We start from the raw sequence: 24423 nt of genomic DNA, 5'->3' as shown, positions 1-24423 counted from the left end.
GCCATGGTTACCGCTTCATACGCAGCATGGATGCTTGAGCAGGAGGCTCGTGCATTGCTGACCAGGCTGAAACGGGTCAAACCTTTTGCCTTGCACGAAACCATGTTGCCTGCAGCGTCGTTGTTACCGGCAGCACAAACCAGTATTGAACGCTATCTGATAGAAGGGAGGCACGAACTCAAAGGGTTGATTCAACGTTACATTGCATGGCTGCGCGGTCCATCTGGCCGGAGGGCAACACCTGCCCATGCACAACGGCTGTTTTCCCTGTTGCGGTTGAGATTCAATGCCGTGCTGACACAATTTGATTTATTCAACGATGCGATCACACAGCGCAGCGAAAATGAAATCGGTGTGTGGCTTTCCGGCCTGGAAGTGGTCTCGGCGGATGCGCTCGCTATTCCGGGACATTATTACGAAGTACCTCCCGTCATCTGCTATCTCGATCGTGGTATTGGTGCGGCGATCCGCCGCGCTAGAACACGTTTGCCAGGTGGTGGTGAAAATCCGGTGGCAGTGATTCGTATTCCCCGGGAACGCATGGTTGGCAGCGGCGTTGCTTCTTCCCTGATTCATGAAGTAGGCCACCAGTCTGCTGCGCTGCTTAACCTGGTCAATTCCTTACGGCCTGTTTTGCAGGGAATGGAACGGGGCAGTGGCGTGTACAACATGGCCTGGTTACTATGGGAACGGTGGATTTCAGAGATCGTTGCGGATTTCTGGTCGATCGCCCGCATTGGTATTGCTGCCACACTCGGATTGATGGGTGTGGTCAGCCTGCCACGTGCCTTTGTATTCCGCCTGAGTCGGGATGACCCTCATCCGTCACCCTGGATTCGCGTCAAACTGGGTTGTGCGATCGGGCAGGCACTTTATCCTCATCCGCAATGGCAGCGTCTGGCGCAATTATGGGAAACCTACTACCCGCTGACCGGGTTGGATGTTGCCCAACGGCACAATTATGAAATGCTTCAGGCGACATTGCCTGGATTTGTGACGCTGCTGATCAATCATCGACCGCAAAGTCTGCGCGGAGCGAGTCTGGCCGAGGCTTTACAGGTACAGAGTCGCTCGCCATGGCAGCTTCAGACACTGTTCTCCATCTGGCGGCAACAGCCTGCGAGGATGTATCAGGCCTCGCCGGTTCTAACCTTTGCTGTGATCGGCCAGGCACGTGCCGACGGACGCATGAGCCCGGAACAGGAAAGCGCCCTGTTGGGGAAATTGCTCATCCACTGGGCGCTGCGCAGCACGTTGAGGACATCGGTTGATTATTCAGCAAGGCCGGGGCAGCTTGAATTTTTGCCGGCAAGCTCCTACCAACAGAATCGTTCTATTAATTATTCATTTAGGAGAATGACATGAATACAAAATCTAAAAAAATAGAGAGCGGTGAAGCTCAATGTAATGGCATGCTGAGAGTGCATTTATATGATTCGGGCGGCAATAAAATACCGATCAAAGGAGCGAGTATTGAAGTTCTGGAATGGAAATCCAACGAATGGCAGCATATCGAAACACGAACTACTGATGAAAACGGGTATGCGGTTTTTGAGCTTCTCGGAGGTGATTCACATCGGTATGGCTTAGTCTATAAGAATGCCTTTGGTTTTCATGAAGAACCGGCAGCATATTCAGGTGATGAACCACAAAAATTATTTTCGATCGATTGTAATTGCACCAAACAGATTGGTCTTGGAGTACCGGTAAATTTTACGCAACAACTGGTAATGTGCGGCCCGCGATCTGAAGAGCTGTTATGTCAAGATATTGTAGCGGGTCAGCCGGCTAAGCTGCGTATTTCACATAGTGTTGCCTTGGGAAATCCAGATATTAGATTGTCTTCTAATCAAGGCGGTTTGTCTCAACCTTCCATCTTTGTAGATGGCATAGATCGAGTATACGAAATAGCCGTCGATACGACAGGAATGCAAGGTGGTTACTTCTTTAATACATTTCTGAAGCATCCTGACGGCTCATCAATCGCCACAAACTTGACTGGCACGGCGGTACGTAACATACAGCATGTTGATGCCAGAACAACGACCAGCCTCACTCGAACGGAAACATCTTTCACTGAAGATACCGCATTCTGGACAGGTATTCGTAATAGCGCTGAGGCGCTTTCATTCAATAATTATCTGAGTTTCATGGATTGGATTTTCTGTGGTAAGCAGAAGCCGCGGGAATTAAGTCAATTTGAGAGTGATCGCTACGATGAAAAGCATGTGATGTGGCGGGATAAATTATTGAAGAATCGTTTTTTACCTTTTACAGATTCTGATGCTTATCGTGTGGTCAAAGCGGCTACAGAAGCTTTTGTGATGGTAAATTGTGGCGTTCATCACAATGATTTGCAACCTTTTGATCCGGCTCGGGATGAAGCATACTTGAACCGTCGTGATCTCCCAATACCACCCAGTGGCTTGAATCGTGCTTTCAACAAAGATTATCTAGTAGGTATCGATGGGAATGGTGATGTATTGCCCTATCTCTCCGTTATTCGCCGCAAATTACCTGATATCCCAATCAAGATCAAGCCGTTTGAAGAAGCGGCGAGTAAAAGTAGGGAGGGGGTTATTGACGCAGATGAATGCTACGGGTTGTTACAGGAAAAACTTGCCAATCCCTGTCTGCTGGAGTTGATTTGGTCGTATTGGCATGAGGAAGGTATGCTGGTGCAAACATCCAATGCCATTACCCGGCGGTTTCAGAATGTGCGTTCATCCAGTCGGGATCCACTTGCTAGCATGGAAATGGACCCGCTCCGCCCGCTCAATAACCTGCTATGGGGTTACATCCAGGATGAACAGCACCGCCTGACTGTTAACCGCCGTAATTACGAATACGATCATCATTACGGGTTGCGGCTGGAAGGCAAGGCAGTACAGAATTTCCGGCCCGCTGATACGCGCTCCAAGTTCCTTGAAGCTTTCCATCATTTGCTGAGACTGTGTACCGTGTTCTACAAACAGGATGACGATACCACTGTCAAGGCCGATGCTTTCCCGGTACTCAATGCCCTGAAGGAAGTGCATCTGATCCTGTCCCAGGGAGCACACAATCAGTTTGGTGACCTGCCATCGACTGCCCGTATCGAAATGCTGATGCAGCAATGGATACTGGCCAGGCCTGAGTTCCGTGAATTGTTGCCGACACGGGTCATGGTGGCTTACCCCGAACCCTGGATGGATCGTGTTGACGCTATGAAGAAACTGCAAGGCTGGACAGATACCAGCGTGTTGCATTTCCGCAATCTGGGAATGTTTGGCGAACAGCTGTTACTTTCCATCCGCTGGGGCCATTGGAGTGATGAGTTCGAGCCTGTTAAGGCACTCAATTGGGCACGATTCTTCCGTCCACAGGTACAGGGCTATATCCACGCCTACCGCGCAACAACGGGTGTTGACTTATCAGCCGATCCGACTGTCAGTGCCCGGGTTGATTCGACTCTGCCATCAGCGCTATTGCAGAAACGTTTGGCCAGTCAGCAACGAACTATCTGAGATGCATGGCCATGATCAACTTCACCTCGGCACTCTACTTGGGGTTGCATCATCCCAGCCGGCTTTTGCAGCCGTGGCAGCAACTCTCATTGGGGGTTCCGGCAGCACTTACTGAACCGCCCGGTGCCGGTGAAGTTGCACAACAACTGGCGCAGTTGCAGGGTTGTGAACAGGGGGTGTTGCTGCCTTCCACATTGCACTTGTTCTGGGATTTGTTTGGCATGCTGTTTCAGCAGCGGGCGGCATTGTTTCTGGATGAAGGGACTTATGCAGTTGTTCGTTGGGGAGTGGAGCAATTCCGTGCAAAAGGGGGAGAAGTTCATACTTTCCGTCATCATGATCCTGATGCATTGCTGGCACAAATCAAGCGGCTTGCGTATGGCAGAAGAAAATATCCGGTGGCAATTGCCGATGGTTTTTGCCCGGCGTGCGGTCGTGCTGCGCCAGTTGGGGAGTATCTGGAAATCGTCAGGCATTTTGGCGGCGTACTGGTGCTGGATGATACCCAGGCTTTGGGAATTCTGGGAGAAATGCCGGCATTACACAGCCCCTATGGGAAAGGAGGCGGTGGTGTATTGCGCTGGAGTGGAAACTCCGGGCCGGACATTATAGTGGGTTCATCTCTAGCAAAAGGTTTGGGCGTTCCGGTTGCGGTTCTTACCGGGAGTAGAAAGCTGATCAAACGATTTAAAACGGCAAGTGACACCCGGGTGCACGGCAGCCCGCCGTCTGTGGCTGTCATTCAGGCTGCCCGGCATGCGCTGATTGTGAATCGATCACAGGGTGATTGGCTGCGGCAGAGACTGGCGCAACGGGTTACCCGGTTCCGTAGTGGTCTGGCAGCGATGGGGTTGAATACGATTGGTGGCTGGTTTCCCGTTCAAATTTTGAGAGGGATCGATGGAAACGAGGCAGTACGGGTACATCAGTTTCTTTCCCGGCAGGGTATTCAAACCGTATTGTCTCGTCCCCGTGGCAGCAGTGTAGTTCATCTGAGTTTTTTAATGACAGCACGCCATACTGCCGGAGAAATTGATCACTGCATTGATGTGCTGGCTACAGCGATACATGGTTTTGAAGAAACGCTCATCGTAAAGGAAACCAAATACTCTGACTTTATAAAGTGATCACTATATACAAGAGGTAAATCATGAATCAGGGATTAAGATTTAAAACCATACCGCTGGAGGTGATTCCGGAAGTTGCGGGAGAAGAGTTTGAAGTGGAAAGAGAGCGAGGAATCCGCCGTCCACCAACAAGACCCAGAGGCTATAGTGCGCGGCCCGGTTTTCACTCCGGTTTGAGAGCAACGGGAAGTAAACGTCCATTGTTTCCGATTTCCAGGCCACGCTCTCCCTTCAAGGGGTTGCGGCGGCCTTTCGGGGGTGCCCCCCTTTATGAACCTTATCCGGTCGTGAGCGAGCCTTATCCCGCTGAACCGGACAGTTCGTCCGGCTCGGAGCGCGTGCGCTGGCTGCAGGATTGTCTGAATCAGGCGGCCGGAATGCGACTTCCAGTGACCGGAGTTATGGGGGCAGATACACGCAGCGCAGTGCGGAGTTTTCAGCGGCAGCAAGGGTTGAGGGTGAGTGGTATTGCCGGGCCGGATACGGAAGAGGCATTGAGGTCTGCTTGTGAGAGCCGGAATATTCAGCCTTCAGTGAAGGAAATGGAATCGGGTTATGAGATGCTTGCTGCATTCCGGGACAACTACAGCAAACTTCTGCGTCACATGTCACCGGCAGATCAGAAACTCTGGGCTACCAGACGATGTTACCGGCTTTCGCAATATCGCCGTGTGCCCCGGCAGCAGGGGGTATATCTGCTTGTTTTCCGTAATCGCTCATCCAGCGGACATATCGGTTATGTTGGCGAGACCGGGAACCTTTATGACCGGATGCAGGGGTATCACCGGGATGTAATATCCTTTGGCCTTAATCCTGATAATTATTCCTTCTGCTGGGTACTGACTCCTCAACATAAAGCAATCGAAGCAAATCTCCGGACTGCTCTGAATCCGACCGGCTTGATCACCAATCAGCGGGAGCTTGAACTCGCATTCGAAAGCCCTTTCAGCGAAGCTGAGGAACTTGAGCTTGCCGCCGAATTACTGGCCATTTCTAGTGAAGAAGAACTGGATCTGTTTCTTGGCAAGTTATTCAAGGGGATCGGCCGGGGATTGAAGAAATTTGGCCGTTTCGTTGGCAAAAAAGTATTGCCTGCATTGGGTAGGGGTTTAAAAGCGATTGGCAAGGTTGCACTGCCAATTGTTGGCAAGGCGCTGGGATCTTTTATTCCGATACCGGGTGTCGGTACGGCTATCGGCGGTGCCATCGGAACGGCTGTCAGTAAAGCGCTTGAGCTTGAATTCAGTGGTTTGCCTTCGGAAGAAGCCGAACTGGAAATGGCACGGCGGTTTGTGCGTATTGCTGCGACAGCAGCCAGGCAGGCAGCTTTGGCTGACCCGCGTACTGATCCTGAAACAATCGCCAATGCTGCTTTGACGGCCGCAGCCCGGATGCATGTGCCAAATCTTTCTGCAGTAGTTCGAGGAGGAAATTTAGAGGTAGGCGATACAACTCATCGTGAATGGCACGTCAATAGCATTCAACCGAGGCAATCCGATCAGGAAGCATTTCTCGGTGATGCATGGAACTCAATTAGCACGGGAGCTCGCAGGCTCTCCGGTGGGGTGATCAATATGCTGCATGATTGTACGCCTATCGAAGACCGCACAAGTTTTACGCCTAAAGACAAGCGCAAAGGAAAACCGCGCGATATGAGTAAGGTATACGCACTAGTGTTGCATCAGACTGCCGGCAATCAGAGGAATACGCCACCCGACCGGTACGATGGTGTCACGGCACATTTTGTAATCAAGCCGAATGGACAAACACTACAATTGCATCCATTGACAGCTCGCCTCAATGCTTCAAATGGATTTAATGCTGGCAGTGTAGCCGTTGAATTTGCGGGTAATTTTCCTGATACAAGGGGTAAACGCTATGTTTATCCGAACGGCGCATCACCTCAAGGGGTTCTGACTGCCGAACAGATCAAGGCCGGGCGTTGTTTGATTCGTTATCTTGTTAAAAACATGGGCCTTACCCATATTCTGGCACATCGACAATCCAGTGCAAGTCGTGAAAACGATCCTGGTCCGGATATTTGGTATCACGTTGGTCAATGGGCAATCAATAATCTGGGTTTACGGGATGGTGGGCAAAATTTCAAAATTGGTAGCGGCAATCCTATCCCCGATAGTTGGCGAACATGGGGAAAAGCCAAACAGCCTGAGCTTGGTGAGGAGCTCTTCGTTTGAAACCAGTAGCGGAAATCAGTCGGTGGGGCACATTGATCCCGCGTACCGGGCAATCAAAATAATATAGCAGCAAGGAGGTTGTGATGATCATTGATTGCCATTGTCATGCCGGAAGCGGCGATGGACTGACCGGACCGTGGGATACACGGGCGCCCTTGCAGGATTATTTGCGCCGGGCAACGGTAGCAGGGATTCGGCGCACGGTACTGTTTTCTGCGTTTCATTCAGACTATGCCGCTGCCAATCAGCAGGTGGCACGCATTGTAGCGAGCAGGCCTGATCGCTTCTACGGTTTTGCTTTTATACATGCAGAGCGTGATCGAGGACGCGTGCATAAGCTGGTCGAGATAGCTGTCAAGCGCTACGGATTTGTTGGCATCAAGATACATCGTCATGATGCTGCCATTACACGCGATATTTGTGTGGCTGCCCGGGCTTATACCTTGCCGGTACTGTACGATGTGGCGGGTGAAGTATCTGTCTGTGAGCTGTTGGCGCAGGAATATCCGGATGTCAATTTCATTATTCCGCACCTGGGTAGCTTTGCTGATGACTGGCGGGCGCAATTGGCCCTGATTGATCATCTGGTTCGTCATCCGAATATATATGCTGATACCTCTGGCGTGCGGCGCTTTGATTTACTACAACAAGCAGTCAAACGAGCTGGAGCAGCCAAGCTGCTGTTTGGTTCTGACGGCCCGTGGCTACACCCTGGAGTTGAGCTTGCCAAGATCAGGGCGTTACGTCTGTCGTCTTCTCAAGAAGCCTTGATTCTGGGAGGGAATTTCCGGAATCTGATCAGTACAGTCAAGCGTCCCCGAACGCTGTCATTGGTAAGTGGGTGGTGAAGCGGCCGCTGATTAGCCTGACCAAACGATTACAAAGGATTTCCAGCCTTACCGGTCGATGATCTATCTTTCTTCCAGTTCTGAATAGTACGGTCGGTTACTCCCAAAAGTTGCGCTGCCTGTTGGGTGTTGCCGTTTACTTGCTTCAGCACGATGCGAAATACCGCCTCCTCAGTGTTTCGGCTGATAGTTTTCAGGCCGATACCCCGGTTTAGCGCTACTCGGATTGCCCGTTCAAAGCCTGAGTCGCACCATTCTTTCCAGCCTTCTGCTTTTGTCGGTCGATCATCTGGCGGAATGCAGCCCACTGTAATAGCGCCTTTTCCTGTATAGCGGCATAGCATGCGTGCAACTACTTGCCTGAGATCCCGTACATTGCCAGGATATTCACGGCGCAGCAAATATTCCTGAACCGGTGTATCTAGCTCAGGTGGATCCTGAGCAGGATGATCTGTCTTCAGAAAGTACCTGGCCAGCGGGAGGATATCTTCAGTGCGTTCCCGCAAGGGGGGTAAATGGCAGATATAGCTGGCGATACGATAATAGAGATCTGTCCGAAATTCACCTTTTTGGACTTGAGCCCGGAGATCACGATTGGTCGCGCAAACCAGGCGAAATGAGGTGCGCTGCCAGGCATTACCACCGACACGTTTGAAAGTATGTTCCTGAATAACGCGCAGCAGCTGAGTTTGTAGAGTGAGAGTCAACTCGCCTATTTCATCAAGGAATAATGTACCACCGTTTGCGAGTGCGAATACGCCATCCCGTGAGGATACCGCACCTGTGAACGCGCCCCGTTCATGCCCGAAAAATTCGCTACCGGATAATTCCGGCACGATAGTGCTGCAATCCAGTATTACCAGATCACCTTTGTCGGGGCGAGCGTCCAGGGTATGAATGAGATTGGCTAGCAATTCCTTGCCGGTACCGCTTTCACCCAGGATCAGCACTGAAGAATCAGTAAAATGAGCTACTTCAACAACCTGGCGCAGAATTGCTTTCAGGGCCGAACTTTCTCCTACTAGCGTATTCTGTACGGCAGGTGAATTTACCATGCAATCTATTATTTCCCAGCGCTGCAGGCGGGTAATGATTTCATGGATGATTACCCTGTACTCTGTACACGTCAAGATATCGCAGGCACCTGCTTCCAGAAGCTGCCAGATAGTATTTCCCGAAATGGCACAATCGCAACAGAAAAGAGTCGGTATCTGCCCGCTATGACTAAGCTCACGTAACTGTTCACAAGTTTCCGATGTAATTTCCTTGCTGAAAACTACGCCAGGATGACCAGAAAGATAATCATCATGGTCTTTTATTTCGATTCCTTGTTCAATCAGGAAAGTAATAATGTCGTGAGTAGCTTGTCTCTGATACTTGCTCATCCAATGAACCCAGACTTTCATAGCTATTTCAACCTCCATCACTGGTATTTTCAAACGAAAAAGTAGTGTTTTAATGAAGTGAAAATTGAAGAGGGCGTGTGTCAGCCAGGCTCCCGATGGGCCATAATAAGGAAAGAGAATGAAAAACCTCTTTGTATCATTCTGATGGCTGTGATATTCATGGCTTTCCTTTTGACCGACTGCGGATAAAAGATTTTACTGGATTGCCGGGTTATGCCAAGTGCTTATTTCATAAATATGGCGGGTGAGAATCAATAGTGTGTTCTAGATGTTTAGTGAACTCACAGGGATTTTCAGGGGATATTCTGCAGATAAATTTACGGAATAAGGACTTTCTATCGGCTACAAAACAGTTCTTCCTGGAAAAGATGGCTTTCTTTCATGAGTTTATCAGCTCGGGACAGGTTGCTGGCACGAACGCCGAGCAATCTCAGTTTTTGTTCGAGGGGAACGCGCCGAAGGCAGTTTCCAGCAGCCTTGCGAATGGTGGTTGCATCAGCGGTGGGGGTACATAAAGTTTGATCGCGTGTGACGGTTTGAAAATCTTCATATCGTAGCTTGATGCCGATAGTTCGCCCGACATAGCCTTTGTGATGCAAATCTTCCGCAATATGTGTGCATAATTCGGTAAAAATAGCGGATAGTTTTTCCCGATCCTGGCGTGCGTGCAAATCTCGTTCAAAGGTAGTTTCGCGGCTGATTGATTTAGGTTCCGAGCTGGTTACCACCGGACGATTGTCGTTGCCAAGTGCTGCGTGATGCAACTGCAGTGCGTAACGCTGACCAAAGTGAATCTGGAGCAAACCGGGCTCAGCATTGGCTAACTCTCCAATTTTATGGATACCCAGATCTGCGAGTTTCGCTTGCGTTTTGGGGCCAATGCCATTGATTTTATGAACGGGTAAAGGCCAGATTCGATGTGGGATATCAGCATGTGTCAGGATAGTCAATCCATTCGGTTTTTCGAGATCAGAGCAGATTTTTGCCAGCAGTTTGTTGGGAGCTACTCCAATCGAGCAGGATAACCCAGTGGTTTCATGTACCGCCTGTTTGATACGCAGTGCAAGTGGAGTTGTTTCATCGGGATGTTTGCTCAGGTCGATATAAATTTCATCGATACCACGATCTTCTATATGCGGAGCGATGTTAGCGACTGCATTTTTAAATAACCGCGAATAATGATGATAAGTATCGAAATCTGCTGGTAACAATATGGCGTCGGGTGCCAGCTTTGCCGCCTGCATGATCCCCATCGCTGAAAAAATTCCGTATGCACGCGCTTCGTAAGTTGAAGTTGTTACTACGCTACGACCGGAATATTCGCGCAGCTTTGCATATAAACAAGTTCCATTCTGTTGCATGATTGGTTGGTGAACGGATCGGCCACCAATGACGACAGGCAACCCTCGTAATTCCGGATAACGCAGCAGTTCTACCGAAGCATAAAAAGCATCCATATCCAGATGAGCGATGCGGCGATTTTTCATGTTCATGAAGCAAGAATATCTTTGAGTAGATTCTGGTGTATAAAAAAGCTGTAATCACTGGCTGTGAAAATAATCGAGCCGGCTGCCCAAGCTGTACTGGCGAAATTTGACGGTATGATATTGTAAGAGGAAGTAGTTTAATGGTATTCGTTTGAGGCCTGATGTATTTCCAGGTATCCGTACATTTGATGATACGATGTGTTTTTGCCTTTACATCGATGCTGTTGTCGTGGCTGATAAAATGATTGTCATCTTGCAAAAATTACGGAGTAATCCGGGCGATCAGCCGGGTAGAACTGAAGATATGGAAGTCGAGGGTTTGCCAGATATTGATTGCGTGTATCGGGAGTACTGCCTAATTAAATTACACTGGCTTCACTAGAGAATCTATACAATACAAGTTAATGCCATGTGCTATTTTTCGAGGAAAGTACAATGGTGCCCAGAAGAGGACTCGAACCTCCACACCCGAAGGCACATGGACCTGAACCATGCGCGTCTACCAATTCCGCCATCTGGGCATTATTTTGATTATTGCTGTGTTGCTGGTTGGTTTTGTGAAAACCAGGCAGGTATAAACAACACATGAAGATCGCAAATTCTATAGGAAACCTTCGATTTGTCAATCAAGAGAAAAAGAAATAAGAAAAATCAGCTTCGCGAGCTTGATCCTTTTCTTAAGCGTGAGCAGACACGTTACGGGTTAGCGCTTCCCAGTCGAGAATTTATCCTGGAAATATTGGATAAACAGGGAGTGCCAATCAGCGAGCCCAAGTTGCTTGAGTTGTTGGATATTACTGCTGAAGAATCTGAATTTTTTCATCGCAGGCTGTCTGCGATGATACGTGACGGGCAGATTATCTGTAATCGCAAGGGTGATATTTGTGTAACAGACAAGCTGGAACTCGTAAAAGGAACCGTGCAGGGACATAGTGATGGTTTCGGTTTTTTGATTCCAGATGATGGCAGTACTGATCTGTTCCTGACCCCAAAAGAGATGCATAAAGTGCTGCATGGTGATCGCGTAATTGCCAGGCTTACCAATGACGTGGATCGGCGGGGGCGGCGGGAATGCAGAATCGTCAGAGTGCTGGAAAGTGTTAATACGCACTTGGTTGGCAGGTTATATGAAGATCACGGTATTTTTTTTATTGTGGCTGAAGATAAACGTATTAACCAGGATATTCTTGTCCCAAAGGAAAATATCATGAATGCGCATGCTGGGCAGGTGGTGATGGCGAACATTATTCAGCAGCCAGGCCAACACGCTCAGCCTATTGGCCATATCGTTGAGATTCTGGGGGATTATGCAGCTCCAGGAATGGAGATTGAAATTGCATTGCGCAAATTCGATTTGCCCCATGAATTTTCGCCAGAAATCATTTCCACCAAGTTTCCCAAGAAGGTTCTGAAGAAAGAGTTTGCCAAGCGAGAAGATATTCGCCATTTACCGCTGGTAACAATAGACAGTGAAACGGCCAAAGACTTTGACGATGCTGTTTATTGTCGCCAGGAAGGCAAGGATTTCAGATTGTTTGTTGCCATCGCCGATGTCAGCCATTATGTGCGCGATCAGGATGCGCTGGATAAAGAAGCATTTGATCGCGGCAACTCGGTTTATTTCCCGAGACGAGTTATTCCAATGTTGCCGGAAGTGCTTTCAAATGGGTTGTGCTCGCTCAATCCGCAGGTCGATCGGCTGTGCATGGTGTGTGAAATGCTGTGGACTGCCAAGGGGGAGCTGAGCGAATATCGTTTTTATCCAGCGGTGATGCTTTCCCATGCGCGCTTGACTTATAACATTGTTGCCGAGTTGCTGGATCAGCCCAAAGGGAATACCGCAACAGAATATACACAACTGCTACCGCATATTCAATTATTGTACCGGTTGTTCAAGGTGTTGCATAAATCCCGCAGAAAACGGGGAGCGATTGATTTTGAGACCATTGAAACAGAAATGGTTTTCAATAATCAGGGCAAGATTGAAAGAATATGCCCAGTAGAGCGTAATGATGCTCATCGCTTGATTGAGGAGTGTATGCTGGCGGCCAATGTGTGTGCTGCTGATTTTCTGGAGAAACACCAACAGCCCGTTTTATACCGGATTCATGAAGGGCCGTCCGATGAAAAACTGGTGGCATTGCGAGATTTCCTGAAAGAATTCGGCTTGCAGTTACGTGGTGGCGATAAGCCCAGCGCTAAGGATTATGCCAGGACACTTGACCATATCCGGGAACGGACTGACGCACAATTGCTGCAAACAGTGATGCTAAGGTCTCTTAGTCAGGCAATGTACAGTCCGGATAATGCCGGGCACTTTGGTCTGGCCTATGAAATGTATACCCATTTTACTTCACCCATTCGGCGTTACCCGGATCTGCTGGTACATCGTGCCATCAAGGCAGTGCTTGCCGGCAAGCACTATGACCCTGGCGACTGGCATGAGATTGGAAAACATTGCTCACAAACTGAGCGCCGTGCTGATGAAGCTACGCGGGAAGTTGAATCTTGGCTCAAGTGTTTTTATATGCAGGATAAAATTAATGATTGCTTTGATGGCGTTATCACCGGGGTAACTGCATTCGGGTTGTTTGTTACCCTGAACACTATTTATGTTGAAGGTCTGGTTTATATTTCAGAATTACCCAGTGATTATTTTCGGCATGATTCGGTCAAGCATGTATTACGTGGTGAACGTAGCGGAATTAGTTTCCGGTTAGGTGACAGCTTGCGAGTAAAACTTGTCCGGGTCGATCTGGCCACCCGCAAGATAGATTTTGTCCTTGCAGACAATAACAACGCACGCAAGAAATCAAGCAAATAATATTCTTCTTCATTTCTCATCGCCATCATGTCTCATTCCCAGTATATTTTTGGCTTCCATGCCATTACCAGCCGTTTACGGCAACATCCGGACAGCATCAAGGAAATTTATCTGGATACCAATCGACAGGATCAGCGTGCGCGTGATTTGATGAATCTGGCTGAGACCACTTCCTCACGTCTGATTCTCTGTAATCAGGATCGACTTTGTAAAATGACCGGTACGACTCGTCACCAGGGTGTGGCAGCCCATGTGATGAAGTTGCAGCAGTACACTGCACTTGAAGATTTACTGGATGGATTGACCGAGCCGGCATTTCTGCTGGTGCTGGATGGCGTGAAGGATCCGCACAATCTGGGGGCGTGTTTGCGTGTTGCCGATGCGTTTGGTGTGCATGCGGTGATAGTCCCCAAGGATAGGGCAGTCGGTTTATCGGCAACGGTTCATAAAGTTGCCAGTGGTGCAGTGGATACTGTACCCTTTTTTGCTGTGACCAATCTGGCCAGAACCTTGCGTGAACTGAAGGAGGAGGGCATCTGGATTGTAGGTACAACTGCTGATGCATCCGATACACTTGATTCAATTACGCTGACAAGACCTATTGCCTGGGTACTGGGTGCCGAGGGTGAGGGAATGCGTCGCCTGACTCGGGAAACCTGCGATCAGCTTGTAAGTATCCCGATGAGCGGCAGTATCGAAAGTTTGAATGTATCAGTCAGTGCCGGCATATGCCTGTTTGAAACCTGCCGCCAGCATGTTCAAAAGGCAAAAACTGGGTTGAACTCACTTTCTGCGAAAGAAGTTGTTTGAACTACGGGTGTGGTGGTTTGAGGTTAACTGCATATCCGATTCCTGTTCTATGGATGAGTCCAGTCCTTGTCAGGGTTGATTCTCGGTTGGGTCAGTCACAAAACCAATGCGTGCCAGCCCTGCCGTAGCAGCAATACTCATGACCTTGGTTACCAATTCATAATGTGTGTCACGGTCAGCACGAATATGTAACTCAGTTTTATCGGATTGTTTAACTGCCTCGGCAAAGCGTGCAGGTAGCTGATCCAGCGTAACAGGTTCTCCGCCCCAGTAAAAACTACCATCTGCATGTATAGCAAATTCAATATGTTCCGGTTTGGTTTGATTGAGGGTGCTAGATGCCTTGGGTAAATCAACTTTTACCGAGTGTGTGAGCAAAGGGGCTGTGATCATAAAAATAATCAGCAATACCAGCATTACATCCACTAGCGGTACCACGTTGATTTCAGTCATGGCCGCCTTGCTCTGATAACGGGTTGAATCACCGAAAGCCATTAGTGGTGCCCCTCTCCGCTGATAACGTCTGCTGATAGATTGGTCGGTTCTGTTACCCGGGTATGCTGTGAGATGGTTGATGCTTCTTTTTGAGGTATTTTTTGATTATTTTCTTCGCTGGACTTGCTGCCTGTTGTCATGATGGTGTAGAGATCATGAGCGAAGTCATCCAGTTGGGCCATCCACAGGCGGTTGCGTCGTATGAAGGCGTTGTAGGCCAGTACAGCAGGTATGGCAACCGCCAGGCCCAGGGCTGTCATGATCAATGCCTCGCCCACCGGACCAGCCACTTTATCCAGCGTACCCTGACCAGACAAGCCAATCTGGATCAGGGCATGATAAATCCCCCAGACTGTGCCGAACAATCCAATATAGGGTGCAGAAGAGCCTGCTGAAGCAATGATGGTGAGACCATATTCAATACGGGCCGCTTCCTGATCCAGACTATTGCGCAGCGAACGGGTGAGCAGCTCGTTTGTACCACCAGCTGCCGCCAGTTTCTCCAGTCCGTGCTTTTGTGAATCTGCAGTGGCAGCCAATGCTGTTTTAGCCAGCTGAACAAACGCATGTCTATCAGTCATCGCACTGATCTCTGTTTTAAGCTGGGGCACAGAATCAATATGCCAGAAATGCTTGAGAAAATCTTTTGCGCGACGAGAGGCAATCATATTGCTGATACTTTTGGTCACAATCAGGTACCAGCTTGCGACTGACAAGGCAAGTAGAAGTATCAGCACACTCATTCCAACAGAGTCAACCTGTGTCAGAAAATTAGAGAACCCCAGTGTTTTTTCCATCTATTAACTTCCTTCGATGACAAAATTAAAAGGCTGCAGGGCAATTGCTGGTACTGCTTGTCCACCGCGCATTGCTGGCCGGCAACGCCAGGTTTTGACAGCAGACAGGGCGGCATTGTCCAATCTTGAATATCCGCTGCTTTCGACAACTTTGGCGCTGCTTATTCGACCTGTTTCATCCAGCTTCACCTGGAGTATCAGCTTCCCTTCCTCGCCCAGGCGACGGGATAGAGCAGGGTAGGCGGGGCTGGCCAGATCCGGACAGGATACAGACAATTCGGAAGACAGGGTAACCGGACCTGCTGGCATCTGTGCAGGTTTGGCTGCAGCGACCGTTTCATTGACGATTTTCTTTTCCGGTTCTGGTTCCGGTTCCGGTTTGTGTTCTTCAATGGGTGGCTCGGGCACAACCTTTTCCTGCTGGGTAACAGCAGGTGCCTTGGCTACCAGCTGGCGTTTAGGTTGAGGTTGTACCTTCCTGATAGGTGGCTTGGGTTTTACCTGAGGAGGCACATGTTCTGCTTTCAGCTCCGCTTTGGGCGCTTCGGCAACTTCTTCCTGTTTTTCAGGTGGCGCAATGAACTGCGCGTAAAGTGTGATCGTTTCTGGAGCTGTAGCGCTGAAGCGATATTGCCACATACCGTAAAGTACGGTGGCGTGCGCTGCTACCACTACCAGGAAGCTGATGAGAGATATACCAGTAAGGACCGGTTTATGATAGATTTTAGCCATACCATGTATGTAATGTATGTTTTCCGTTTACGCGATTTTAGAGTTAGCTGTTTGGTGTTGCGAAAACTAAAACGCTTAAGCTAGTCAAGTTGAACATGCTTGTATATTAATTTCGGATGCTATCAGAATTGATAACGATTATCAATCTCCTCATCGCTTTGTCTGAAAATTTTAGACCAGCCTAGTGCGGGTTGCAATGCGACATATTGTCGCAGGAGAAAGGTTAAATGAGGATGACGTCATATTGTTCTTGCGTATAGGTTGTACCTACCTGCAGGCCTATGGGTTTGGCAATGAAATCACCCAGTTGGGCGAGGCTCTGGGATTCTTCATCCAGAAAGAGATCAATTACTTGTTGTGAAGCCAGAATACGATATTCTTTGGCGTTGAACTGCCGAGATTCCCGTAACAATTCACGCAGAATTTCATAGCAGATCGTTTGTGCTGTCCGGATTTCTCCGCGTCCCTGGCAAGTCGGGCAGGTTTCGCAAAGGATTTGCGCCAGGCTTTCACGTGTGCGTTTACGGGTCATCTCGATCAGCCCCAGCGCGGTGAAGTCGTTGACAGTCATTTTAGTCCGATCCTTTTGCAAGGCTTTATTAAACTCAGCCAGAACTGCAGCCCGGTGTTCTTCGCGATCCATATCGATAAAATCGATGATGATGATACCGCCCAGATTACGTAGTCGTAGTTGTCGTGCAATCACCTGAGCAGCTTCAAGGTTAGTTTTGAATATGGTGTCATCAAAATTTCGTACCCCAACAAAGCCGCCAGTGTTGACATCCATGGTGGTCAGCGCCTCGGTCTGGTCGATGATTACATATCCGCCAGATTTCAGATCGACACGTCTGGCCAGTGATTTTTCGATTTCCTGCTCAACACCGTATAAATCGAATAATGGTCGCTCCCCAGTATAGTGACTGATTTTTTCCATGTCACTCATCATGTATTCCTGGGCGAAGGTGGTCAGCTTTTGGTGAGTTTCGCGTGAATCTATCCGAACCCGGTAGGTGTCGGCATTGACAAAATCGCGCAATACCCGATGGCTCAGATCCAGATCCTGATAAAGCAGGGAAGGCGGAGAAATGGTTAATGATTTTTTCTGGATGTCCTGCCAGAGTTTGTGAAGATAATCGATATCAGCCTGTAACTCTGATTCATCAGCGGTTTCGGCCATGGTCCGGATAATGTAGCCGCCGGAAGAATCAGGTGGAAGAATGCTCTGTAATTTCTGGCGTAACGATTCGCGCTCATTGTTATCTTCGATGCGCTGGGATACACCAATATAGGATTCTTGCGGTAAATAGACCAGCAAACGTCCCGCAAGACTGATCTGGGTGGAGAGTCTGGCACCTTTCACACCAATTGCATCCTTGACGACCTGTACGAGGATGTTGCTGCCTTCAGACAGGAGTTGCTCTATCGGCTTATTGTGCTCAGTCTGGCCGGATTCATGGATATCTGCCACATGCAGGAAAGCTGCCCGTTCAAGACCAATATCAATAAAAGCTGACTGCATACCAGGCAATACACGGCTGACGCGTCCATTATAAATATTGCCTACAATGCCAAGGCTGCTGGTGCGTTCAATGTGCAGTTCCTGTGTGATTCCTTGTTCTATGATGGCAACACGCGTTTCTTGCGGGGTGACATTAATGAGAATCTCGCTGCTCATATAAACTGGGATCCGATTATATTTATTCTTGTTCAGAAAATGGGGATTCCTGTTTCTTCCAGTAGCTGGGAGGTTTCAAATAGTGGCAATCCAACTACCCCACTATAACTCCCGCTGATGTTGATGATGAAAGCAGCTGCTTTTCCCTGAATAGCGTAGGCACCTGCCTTGTCATACGGCTCGTTGCTGGCAATATAAGCCCGGATTTCGTGCGGGCTGATATCCCGGAATCGAACGATCGTTGTTGATAAACGTAACCTGATCTGCCCCTGGAATGCCAGCCCTACTGCTGTATGCACCTGGTGTTCTTGCCCAGAGAGTGCGCGCAACATTTCCTCCGCATGTCCGGTATCTTTTGGTTTTCCCAGGATACGACCGTCCAGAACAACAATAGTATCTGCAGCCAGTACAGGCAAAACGGGCAGGCGCCGCTGTTTCAGGCGTAGCCAGCCAGCTTCTGCTTTGGTATGGGTAATTCTGTAGACATAATCGGCTGGAGATTCTTCTGGAACAGGCGTTTCATCCACGTCAACCGGGCGGGATAAGGTTTCCCGCATGAGCAATATGGTGTGCCTGATGCCAATCTGCTTGAGCAGATCGCGTCTGCGAGCACTGCGTGATACCAGATAAATATAACTGCCAGCTGTAGTAATCATTCCCGGATCAAGCCTTAAGGTATGTTTCCATAAGCAAAATATTGTGCACTTGTAGCTGGAACTCTACAGCAGGATTACAAATTATGCACGGTGGTAGGGGTGATTCCGGGTGATGGAAAATGCCCGATAAAGTTGTTCTGCCAGCAATACTCTCGCCAGCCCGTGCGGCAATGTCATAGTAGAAAGCGCCAGTTTTTCGTGAGCTATTTGTTTAATATCCCGGTGCAGTCCATCTACTCCGCCAATGATGAACGTTACATCCCGGCCAGATTCTCTCCAATTGGTCATCAGTTCAGCCAGCCTGACAGTGGTGGCTTGTTTGCCTGATTCATCCAGAACAACAATATGGCACCCGGGCGGTAAAGCGATACGGATACGTGCACTTTCGGCTTGCAATAGTTGCTCGGTCTTTTTACCGATCCGCTTTTCCGGTTTTATTTCTACCAGCTGCATCTCGGCTTCTTTAGGCATGCGCTGGCTGTATTCTGTGTATCCTTTTTTAATCCAGTCCGGCATTTTATTGCCAACCGCCAGGATATGGAGCTTCATGATGCAGAATAATAAGCGTGCAAAATTTATAGGAATGAACAGGTTTAGGAAGAGGCTATGTTATTTTAAAACCAATTTTCGCAGCCATGAGTTAACTGTATACAGCGGAATTTTCCTGTGGTAACTGCCAGGATGATTCCGCCCAGAGTCCTTCCAGGTCGTAGTAACTACGGATAGCGGGTTGCATGATGTGGACAACGATATCGCCCAGGTCAACTAGCATCCATTCTCCTGTTTGTTCGCCTTCCATTCCGTAAACGATCCTTCCAGCTGCCTTTACCTTTTCTTGTACGTGGCCTGCCAGTGCCTTGGTCTGACGTGTGGAATCGGCGCTGGCTATGACCATGGTATTGAATAATGCAGTCAGCTTGCTGACATTTATGACATGGATATCGCTGGCCTTGAGGTCTTCCAGAGCCATTATGACTGTTTTAAGTTGTTCGTTAGGTAATTTCATTTTTCTCCGGCATAAAAATTATGCTTGTCAATATAGTCGAGGACTGCTTCAGGCAGCAGATAGCGTGCACTTTTTCCTGAAGCAATGAGGCTTCTGATCTTGGTGGATGAAATATCCAGTAAGGTTGTGGGTGTAGTAAAGATGTGGCCACAGGGCAAATTTTTCAACTCTTCGACCGTAACTGCCTGGTGAGTCTGGCAAGCAGCTTTCAATTCATCGGGTAGATCGGACAGATTGTTGAGCAAAGCCGACCCAGGTCGATTGACAATAATAAGATGACACAATTCAAACAATTCACGCCAACGGTGCCAGTGTGGCAGCCTGATAAAGGCATCGGCTCCAATAATGAAACAAAGTGCAATATGCTTGCCTGCTTTGTATTTCGCTTGATATTCCTGTCGGATTTCTTGCAGTGATTCGACGCTGTAGGTTTCACCAGATCGTTTGATTTCACGGTCATCCACTGAAAACATAGCATTTCCACGAATGGCTTCGTGCAACATGGCAACGCGATGTGCTCCGGGTACAATGGGCGTATCGCGCAACCGGGGCTGGCCTGCGGGTAAAAAAAACAGATGGCTTAGCCGTAAAATTCCTGTCAATTCCTCCGCTATTCTCAGATGCCCATAATGAACGGGGTCAAATGTTCCACCGTAAATTCCGATGAGTGAGTATGCTGTTACTTCAGCCATTTGCCGATAAATAGACAATCAGGCACCGCATTGCCTGATTGGTTGTGCATCACTCAGAACAGCGCAAGTCGCATGTCTGTCAGAATGCTGGCCAAATGTGTAGTGAAACGTGCGGCCGCTGCACCATCAATTACCCGGTGATCATAGGATATCGAGAACGGGAGTATCAGGCGTGGAACAAATTTTTCATTCTGATAAACTGGTTTCAGACCTGCACGGGATATCCCTAGAATGGCTACTTCCGGCGCATTGATAATGGGTGTAAAGCCGGTTCCACCGATACCTCCCAGGCTCGATATAGTGAAGCTTGCACCTTGCATGTCACTGGGCATTAATTTACCTTTACGGGCAAGTGAGGACAGCCTGGCAAGTTCCTGAGCGATATCGATTACTCCTTTCTGATCGGCGTCCCGAATAACTGGAACCACCAGCCCGTTGGGTGTATCGACTGCAAATCCCAAATGGTAGTAATATTTTATGATGAGTTGACTTTCCTCCGTACTGTTGTCTAGGGAGGCGTTAAATTCCGGGAATTTTTTTAGAGCTGCTGTAACCGCCTTGATAAGAAAAGCCAGTATGGTTAGTTTGGTGCCATTATTCTGCCGGGTTTCATTATGAGTTTTTCTGAGTGCTTCCAGATCGGTGATATCTGCCTCGTCGAACTGCGTGACATGCGGAATTATGACCCAGTTGCGATGAAGGTTAGCACCTGAAATTTGTCGGATACGTGACAATGATTTCAGTTTGATTGGCCCGAATTTCGCAAAATCTACATATGGCCAGGGCAGCAGGTTAAGCACACTTCCAGTATTGTGTTCGCTAGCTAATACCTGTTTCACAAAAGCCAGTACATCTTCCTTGAGAATACGCAGCTTGGGGCCGGTTCCAACTACCTTGGTCAGATCCACTCCCAATTCCCGGGCAAATCGTCTTATCGAGGGACTTGCATGAGGCATTGTCTTACCATGCGCCCCGACTTCCTGATCAAGTTTCGGCAATGAAGAAGGAGGGGTCGCTGGTTTCGCTGCTGTGGTGGGTGTAGATTTGACCACCGGTATAGTTTCAGGCTGATTTGATTCGGTTGCTGCTTCTGTTCGTGCGGGTTGCGCAGGTTGTGGCTCGGATGGCTGAGGTTTGGAGACCTTTTCTTCAGCACTTGATACCACTTCCATAGTCAGGATTTCTGAATCCTTAGAGACTTTAGTACCTGGTTGAAGCATAATTTCTCGGATTATTCCGGAGTAAGGCGAGGGCACCTCAACCGTGGCCTTGTCCGATTCCAATACGATTAAAGGATCTTCAGCCTGTACGCTATCGCCAGGCTTGACCACGATTTCGATAACCGGGACATCTTCAAAACTCCCGATATCCGGGACCAGAATTTTCTTGACTTCAGCCACATGTGCTCCTTGATTCGCTGCAACAAATATCGTCAGGGTGAGACAAAATTATTCTACCAATTGTGAACGGGCTTAAACCTTGACCGGTTCGGGTTTTTCCGGATCGATCGCAAAGGCCCGGATTGCCTTGGTTACCTCTGATACCGAAATTTTTTCTTCATCCGCCAATGCCTTGAGCGCCGCAACTACGACGTAATGACGATCCACTTCAAAGAAGTGTCTTAGTTTCTCGCGTGTATCCGAGCGACCGAATCCATCCGTACCTAGTACGCGGTAACGATTCGGAATGAATTCCCGGATCTGATCGGCAACTATTTTCATGTAATCGGTCGAGGCAATAACAGGCCCTTCACGATCTTTCAGACAGGTTTCTACATACGATAGTCTGGCTGGCTCGTCTGGATGAAGCAGATTCCAGCGTGAAACGCTAAGTGCTTCCCGCCGTAACTGGTTAAAGCTGGTGACACTCCAGATATCCGCTGAGATTTTGTAATCTTTTTCCAGAATATCTGCCGCAGCGATTACTTCTCGTAAAATCGTTCCGGAGCCTAGTAATTGCACATGCAATTTGCTGTTATGTTTATTCCCGTTACGGAACAGGTACATACCCTTCAGAATGCCTTGCTCGGCACCCTTGGGCATTTCCGGGTGCGAGTAATTTTCGTTCATCACGGTGATGTAGTAATAGACGTCTTCCTGCTCCTGGTACATGCGGCGTAGGCCATCCTGAATGATAACCGTAAGTTCGTAAGAAAAAGTAGGGTCGTAGGATACACAGTTTGGAATGGTGGAGGCGGCCAGGTGACTGTGGCCATCCGCATGCTGCAATCCTTCACCATTCAGCGTGGTACGACCGGCAGTCCCCCCCAGCAGGAAGCCGCGACAGCGCATGTCGCCCGCCGCCCAGGCAAGATCACCCACACGCTGGAAACCGAACATCGAGTAGAAAATATAGCACGGGATCATTTGCACACCATGTGTACTATAGGCAGTCGCCGCAGCCATCCATGATGCCATTGCCCCTGCTTCATTGATTCCTTCCTGCAGGATTTGCCCGCTTCTGTCTTCTTTGTAGTACATCAGTTGATCGGCATCTTCCGGAGTATAAAGCTGACCTACTGATGACCAAATGCCCAGCTGCCGAAACATGCCTTCCATACCGAATGTACGCGATTCGTCCGCTACGATCGGCACCACGTGCTTACCGATGTTTTTATCTTTTACCAGGATGTTGAGTATGCGCACAAATACCATTGTGGTGGAGGATTCACGCCCCTCACCACTTGCTTTGAGTAATGTCTCGAATGCGGATAACGGTGGTACTTGTAGAGCTTCGGCCTTGCGGCGTCGACGATGAATGAACCCCCCCATTGCTTGCTGCCGCTCACGCATATAGTTGTATTCAGGCGAACCTTCTTCAAACTTGAGATAGGGTATCTCGTCAATTTTGTCATCCGGTACTGGCAGTCCAAAACGATCTCGAAACGCCTTCAGCGAGGTCGTACCCATTTTTTTCTGTTGGTGAGTGATATTTTGCGCCTCGCCGGCCTCGCCCATACCGTAACCCTTGATCGTTTTGGTCAGTATCACGGTTGGTTGGCCGGTGTGTTTCATTGCTTCACTGTAGGCAGCGTACACCTTGTGAGGATCATGGCCCCCCCGATTTAATCGCCAGATATCGTCGTCAGACATGCTGGCGACCATCTCCAGCAGTTCCGGATATTTTCCGAAGAAGTGCTGGCGCACGTAAGCACCGTCACGTGATTTGAAAGTCTGGTATTCACCATCGACGCATTCCATCATGCGTTGTTGCAGTAATCCCTTGGTGTCTTTTGCCAGCAGAGGATCCCAGTAGGAACCCCATATAACCTTGATTACGTGCCAGCCAGCGCCACGAAAGGTACTTTCCAGCTCCTGGATAATCTTGCCATTTCCTCGCACCGGCCCATCAAGACGCTGCAGATTACAGTTGATAATAAAAATTAGATTGTCAAGCTTTTCACGAGCCCCCAAGGAAACTGCCCCCAGAGATTCCGGTTCATCCATTTCGCCGTCACCCATGAGCGCCCAGACCTTACGGTCATCGGTTTTAACCAGGTTGCGCGCCCCAAGGTATTTCATGAAGCGTGCCTGATAGATCGCCATAAGTGGCCCTAGGCCCATCGAGACAGTGGGAAATTGCCAGAAATCCGGCATGAGCCATGGATGAGGATAAGAAGAAAGACTGTTGCTGTCGTCTACTTCCTGGCGAAAATTATCCATTTGCTCGAGAGTTAGTTCATCTAACAGAAAAGCGCGAGCATAAATACCAGGGGAAGAGTGGCCCTGTACGTAAACCAGATCTCCTTCTTTCTGTTCACTGGCAGCGCGCCAGAAATGGTTGTAGCCGACATCATAGAGCGTAGCTGCTGAGGCAAAGCTCGCAATATGGCCGCCAACGTTGGTATGGCGGTTGGCGCGTAATACCATTGCTGCTGCATTCCAGCGAATGTAGGAGCGGATACGATGCTCTAGCGCGTGGTTACCGGGTGAACGTTCTTCTCTACCAGTTGGAATAGTGTTGATGTAAGCGGTGTTAGCGCTATAGGGCAGGTAGGCGCCGGTGCGGCGCGTTTTTTCCACCAATTTTTCCAGTAGAAAATGAGCGCGCTCAGCCCCTTCGTTAATTAGCACCGTTTCCAGGGCATCCAGCCATTCCTGTGTTTCCTGGGGGTCGATATCCAGTGGATCCATATTGGGGTCTGCTCCCTGTTTACAAGTCTACAAG

Annotated in this window: 19 protein-coding genes and 1 tRNA gene; 7 read left to right on the top strand and 13 right to left on the bottom strand. The window is 49.0% G+C overall.

Annotated elements, in window-relative coordinates; all coding sequences use genetic code 11:
• Positions 1–3: 3 nt before the first annotated feature.
• The 5 genes from ACZ5EJ_RS07435 to ACZ5EJ_RS07415 all read left to right on the top strand — a co-directional run bounded on the left by ACZ5EJ_RS07435 (position 4) and on the right by ACZ5EJ_RS07415 (position 7676).
• Entirely contained in the window at positions 4–1365 is a 1362-nt protein-coding gene (locus tag ACZ5EJ_RS07435; RefSeq protein ID WP_074685106.1) for a hypothetical protein, read from the top strand.
• On the top strand, positions 1362–3506 hold the full coding sequence (locus ACZ5EJ_RS07430) for a hypothetical protein (RefSeq protein WP_074455269.1): 2145 nt from the start codon (positions 1362–1364) through the stop codon (positions 3504–3506). Before ACZ5EJ_RS07435 ends, ACZ5EJ_RS07430 begins: the two co-directional genes overlap by 4 nt.
• A gap of 5 nt (positions 3507–3511) precedes the next feature.
• The gene (locus tag ACZ5EJ_RS07425; RefSeq protein ID WP_074685104.1) at positions 3512–4633 is read left to right on the top strand and encodes an aminotransferase class I/II-fold pyridoxal phosphate-dependent enzyme; all 1122 of its coding nucleotides are present in this window, start codon (positions 3512–3514) and stop codon (positions 4631–4633) included.
• Positions 4634–4656: 23 nt separating this feature from the next.
• Positions 4657–6828, top strand: a complete 2172-nt coding sequence (locus ACZ5EJ_RS07420) for a peptidoglycan recognition protein family protein (RefSeq protein WP_083341449.1) — start codon at positions 4657–4659, stop codon at positions 6826–6828.
• Between the two features lie 83 nt (positions 6829–6911).
• Positions 6912–7676, top strand: a complete 765-nt coding sequence (locus ACZ5EJ_RS07415; protein ID WP_074685102.1) for an amidohydrolase family protein — start codon at positions 6912–6914, stop codon at positions 7674–7676.
• A 29-nt stretch (positions 7677–7705) separates the two neighbouring features.
• Here ACZ5EJ_RS07415 and ACZ5EJ_RS07410 read toward each other — a convergent pair whose 3' ends face one another.
• From ACZ5EJ_RS07410 to ACZ5EJ_RS07400, 3 genes are all read right to left on the bottom strand, one after another.
• A complete protein-coding gene (locus ACZ5EJ_RS07410; RefSeq protein ID WP_083341448.1) occupies positions 7706–9082 on the bottom strand; it encodes a sigma 54-interacting transcriptional regulator in 1377 nt (458 codons plus the stop codon).
• A 335-nt stretch (positions 9083–9417) separates the two neighbouring features.
• Positions 9418–10575 carry a DNA polymerase IV gene (gene dinB, locus ACZ5EJ_RS07405; protein ID WP_160803494.1) on the bottom strand — a complete coding sequence of 386 codons (1158 nt, stop codon included), beginning with the start codon at positions 10573–10575 and terminating at the stop codon, positions 9418–9420.
• 430 nt (positions 10576–11005) lie between these two features.
• Positions 11006–11090 (bottom strand) — tRNA-Leu (locus ACZ5EJ_RS07400).
• Positions 11091–11188: 98 nt separating this feature from the next.
• Between ACZ5EJ_RS07400 and rnr the strand changes: the two genes are divergently transcribed.
• Entirely contained in the window at positions 11189–13393 is a 2205-nt protein-coding gene (gene rnr / locus ACZ5EJ_RS07395) for a ribonuclease R (RefSeq protein WP_074684759.1), read from the top strand.
• 27 nt (positions 13394–13420) lie between these two features.
• Positions 13421–14203 (top strand): 23S rRNA (guanosine(2251)-2'-O)-methyltransferase RlmB, encoded by a 783-nt coding sequence (gene rlmB / locus ACZ5EJ_RS07390; RefSeq protein WP_011634667.1) that lies wholly within the window; start codon positions 13421–13423, stop codon positions 14201–14203.
• Between the two features lie 69 nt (positions 14204–14272).
• On the opposite strand, the gene ACZ5EJ_RS07385 is transcribed toward rlmB, so the two are convergent.
• From ACZ5EJ_RS07385 to aceE, 10 genes are all read right to left on the bottom strand, one after another.
• Positions 14273–14698, bottom strand: coding sequence for an ExbD/TolR family protein (locus tag ACZ5EJ_RS07385; RefSeq protein ID WP_074455276.1), 426 nt, complete (start codon positions 14696–14698; stop codon positions 14273–14275).
• On the bottom strand, positions 14698–15495 hold the full coding sequence (locus ACZ5EJ_RS07380; protein ID WP_074455277.1) for a MotA/TolQ/ExbB proton channel family protein: 798 nt from the start codon (positions 15493–15495) through the stop codon (positions 14698–14700). The genes ACZ5EJ_RS07385 and ACZ5EJ_RS07380 overlap by 1 nt, the downstream gene beginning before the upstream one ends.
• A 3-nt stretch (positions 15496–15498) precedes the next feature.
• Complete coding sequence (locus tag ACZ5EJ_RS07375; protein ID WP_074455278.1) at positions 15499–16227, bottom strand: energy transducer TonB; 729 nt, start codon at positions 16225–16227, stop codon at positions 15499–15501.
• A 223-nt stretch (positions 16228–16450) separates the two neighbouring features.
• A complete protein-coding gene (gene rng / locus ACZ5EJ_RS07370; protein ID WP_074455279.1) occupies positions 16451–17902 on the bottom strand; it encodes a ribonuclease G in 1452 nt (483 codons plus the stop codon).
• Between the two features lie 32 nt (positions 17903–17934).
• Positions 17935–18558, bottom strand: coding sequence for a Maf family protein (locus tag ACZ5EJ_RS07365; protein ID WP_074684760.1), 624 nt, complete (start codon positions 18556–18558; stop codon positions 17935–17937).
• An 81-nt stretch (positions 18559–18639) separates the two neighbouring features.
• On the bottom strand, positions 18640–19107 hold the full coding sequence (rlmH, locus tag ACZ5EJ_RS07360) for a 23S rRNA (pseudouridine(1915)-N(3))-methyltransferase RlmH (RefSeq protein WP_074455281.1): 468 nt from the start codon (positions 19105–19107) through the stop codon (positions 18640–18642).
• A gap of 91 nt (positions 19108–19198) precedes the next feature.
• Entirely contained in the window at positions 19199–19564 is a 366-nt protein-coding gene (gene rsfS, locus ACZ5EJ_RS07355) for a ribosome silencing factor (protein ID WP_074455282.1), read from the bottom strand.
• Positions 19561–20256 carry a nicotinate-nucleotide adenylyltransferase gene (gene nadD, locus ACZ5EJ_RS07350; RefSeq protein ID WP_011634659.1) on the bottom strand — a complete coding sequence of 232 codons (696 nt, stop codon included), beginning with the start codon at positions 20254–20256 and terminating at the stop codon, positions 19561–19563. The genes rsfS and nadD overlap by 4 nt, the downstream gene beginning before the upstream one ends.
• A 53-nt stretch (positions 20257–20309) precedes the next feature.
• Positions 20310–21686 carry a dihydrolipoyllysine-residue acetyltransferase gene (gene aceF, locus ACZ5EJ_RS07345; RefSeq protein ID WP_074684761.1) on the bottom strand — a complete coding sequence of 459 codons (1377 nt, stop codon included), beginning with the start codon at positions 21684–21686 and terminating at the stop codon, positions 20310–20312.
• A gap of 42 nt (positions 21687–21728) precedes the next feature.
• Positions 21729–24389 carry a pyruvate dehydrogenase (acetyl-transferring), homodimeric type gene (gene aceE, locus ACZ5EJ_RS07340; protein WP_074455284.1) on the bottom strand — a complete coding sequence of 887 codons (2661 nt, stop codon included), beginning with the start codon at positions 24387–24389 and terminating at the stop codon, positions 21729–21731.
• Between the last annotated feature and the right edge of the window lie 34 nt (positions 24390–24423).

The organism is Nitrosomonas sp. TNE100, from assembly GCF_055387135.1.
This window is presented reverse-complemented; position numbering and strand designations above follow the sequence as displayed.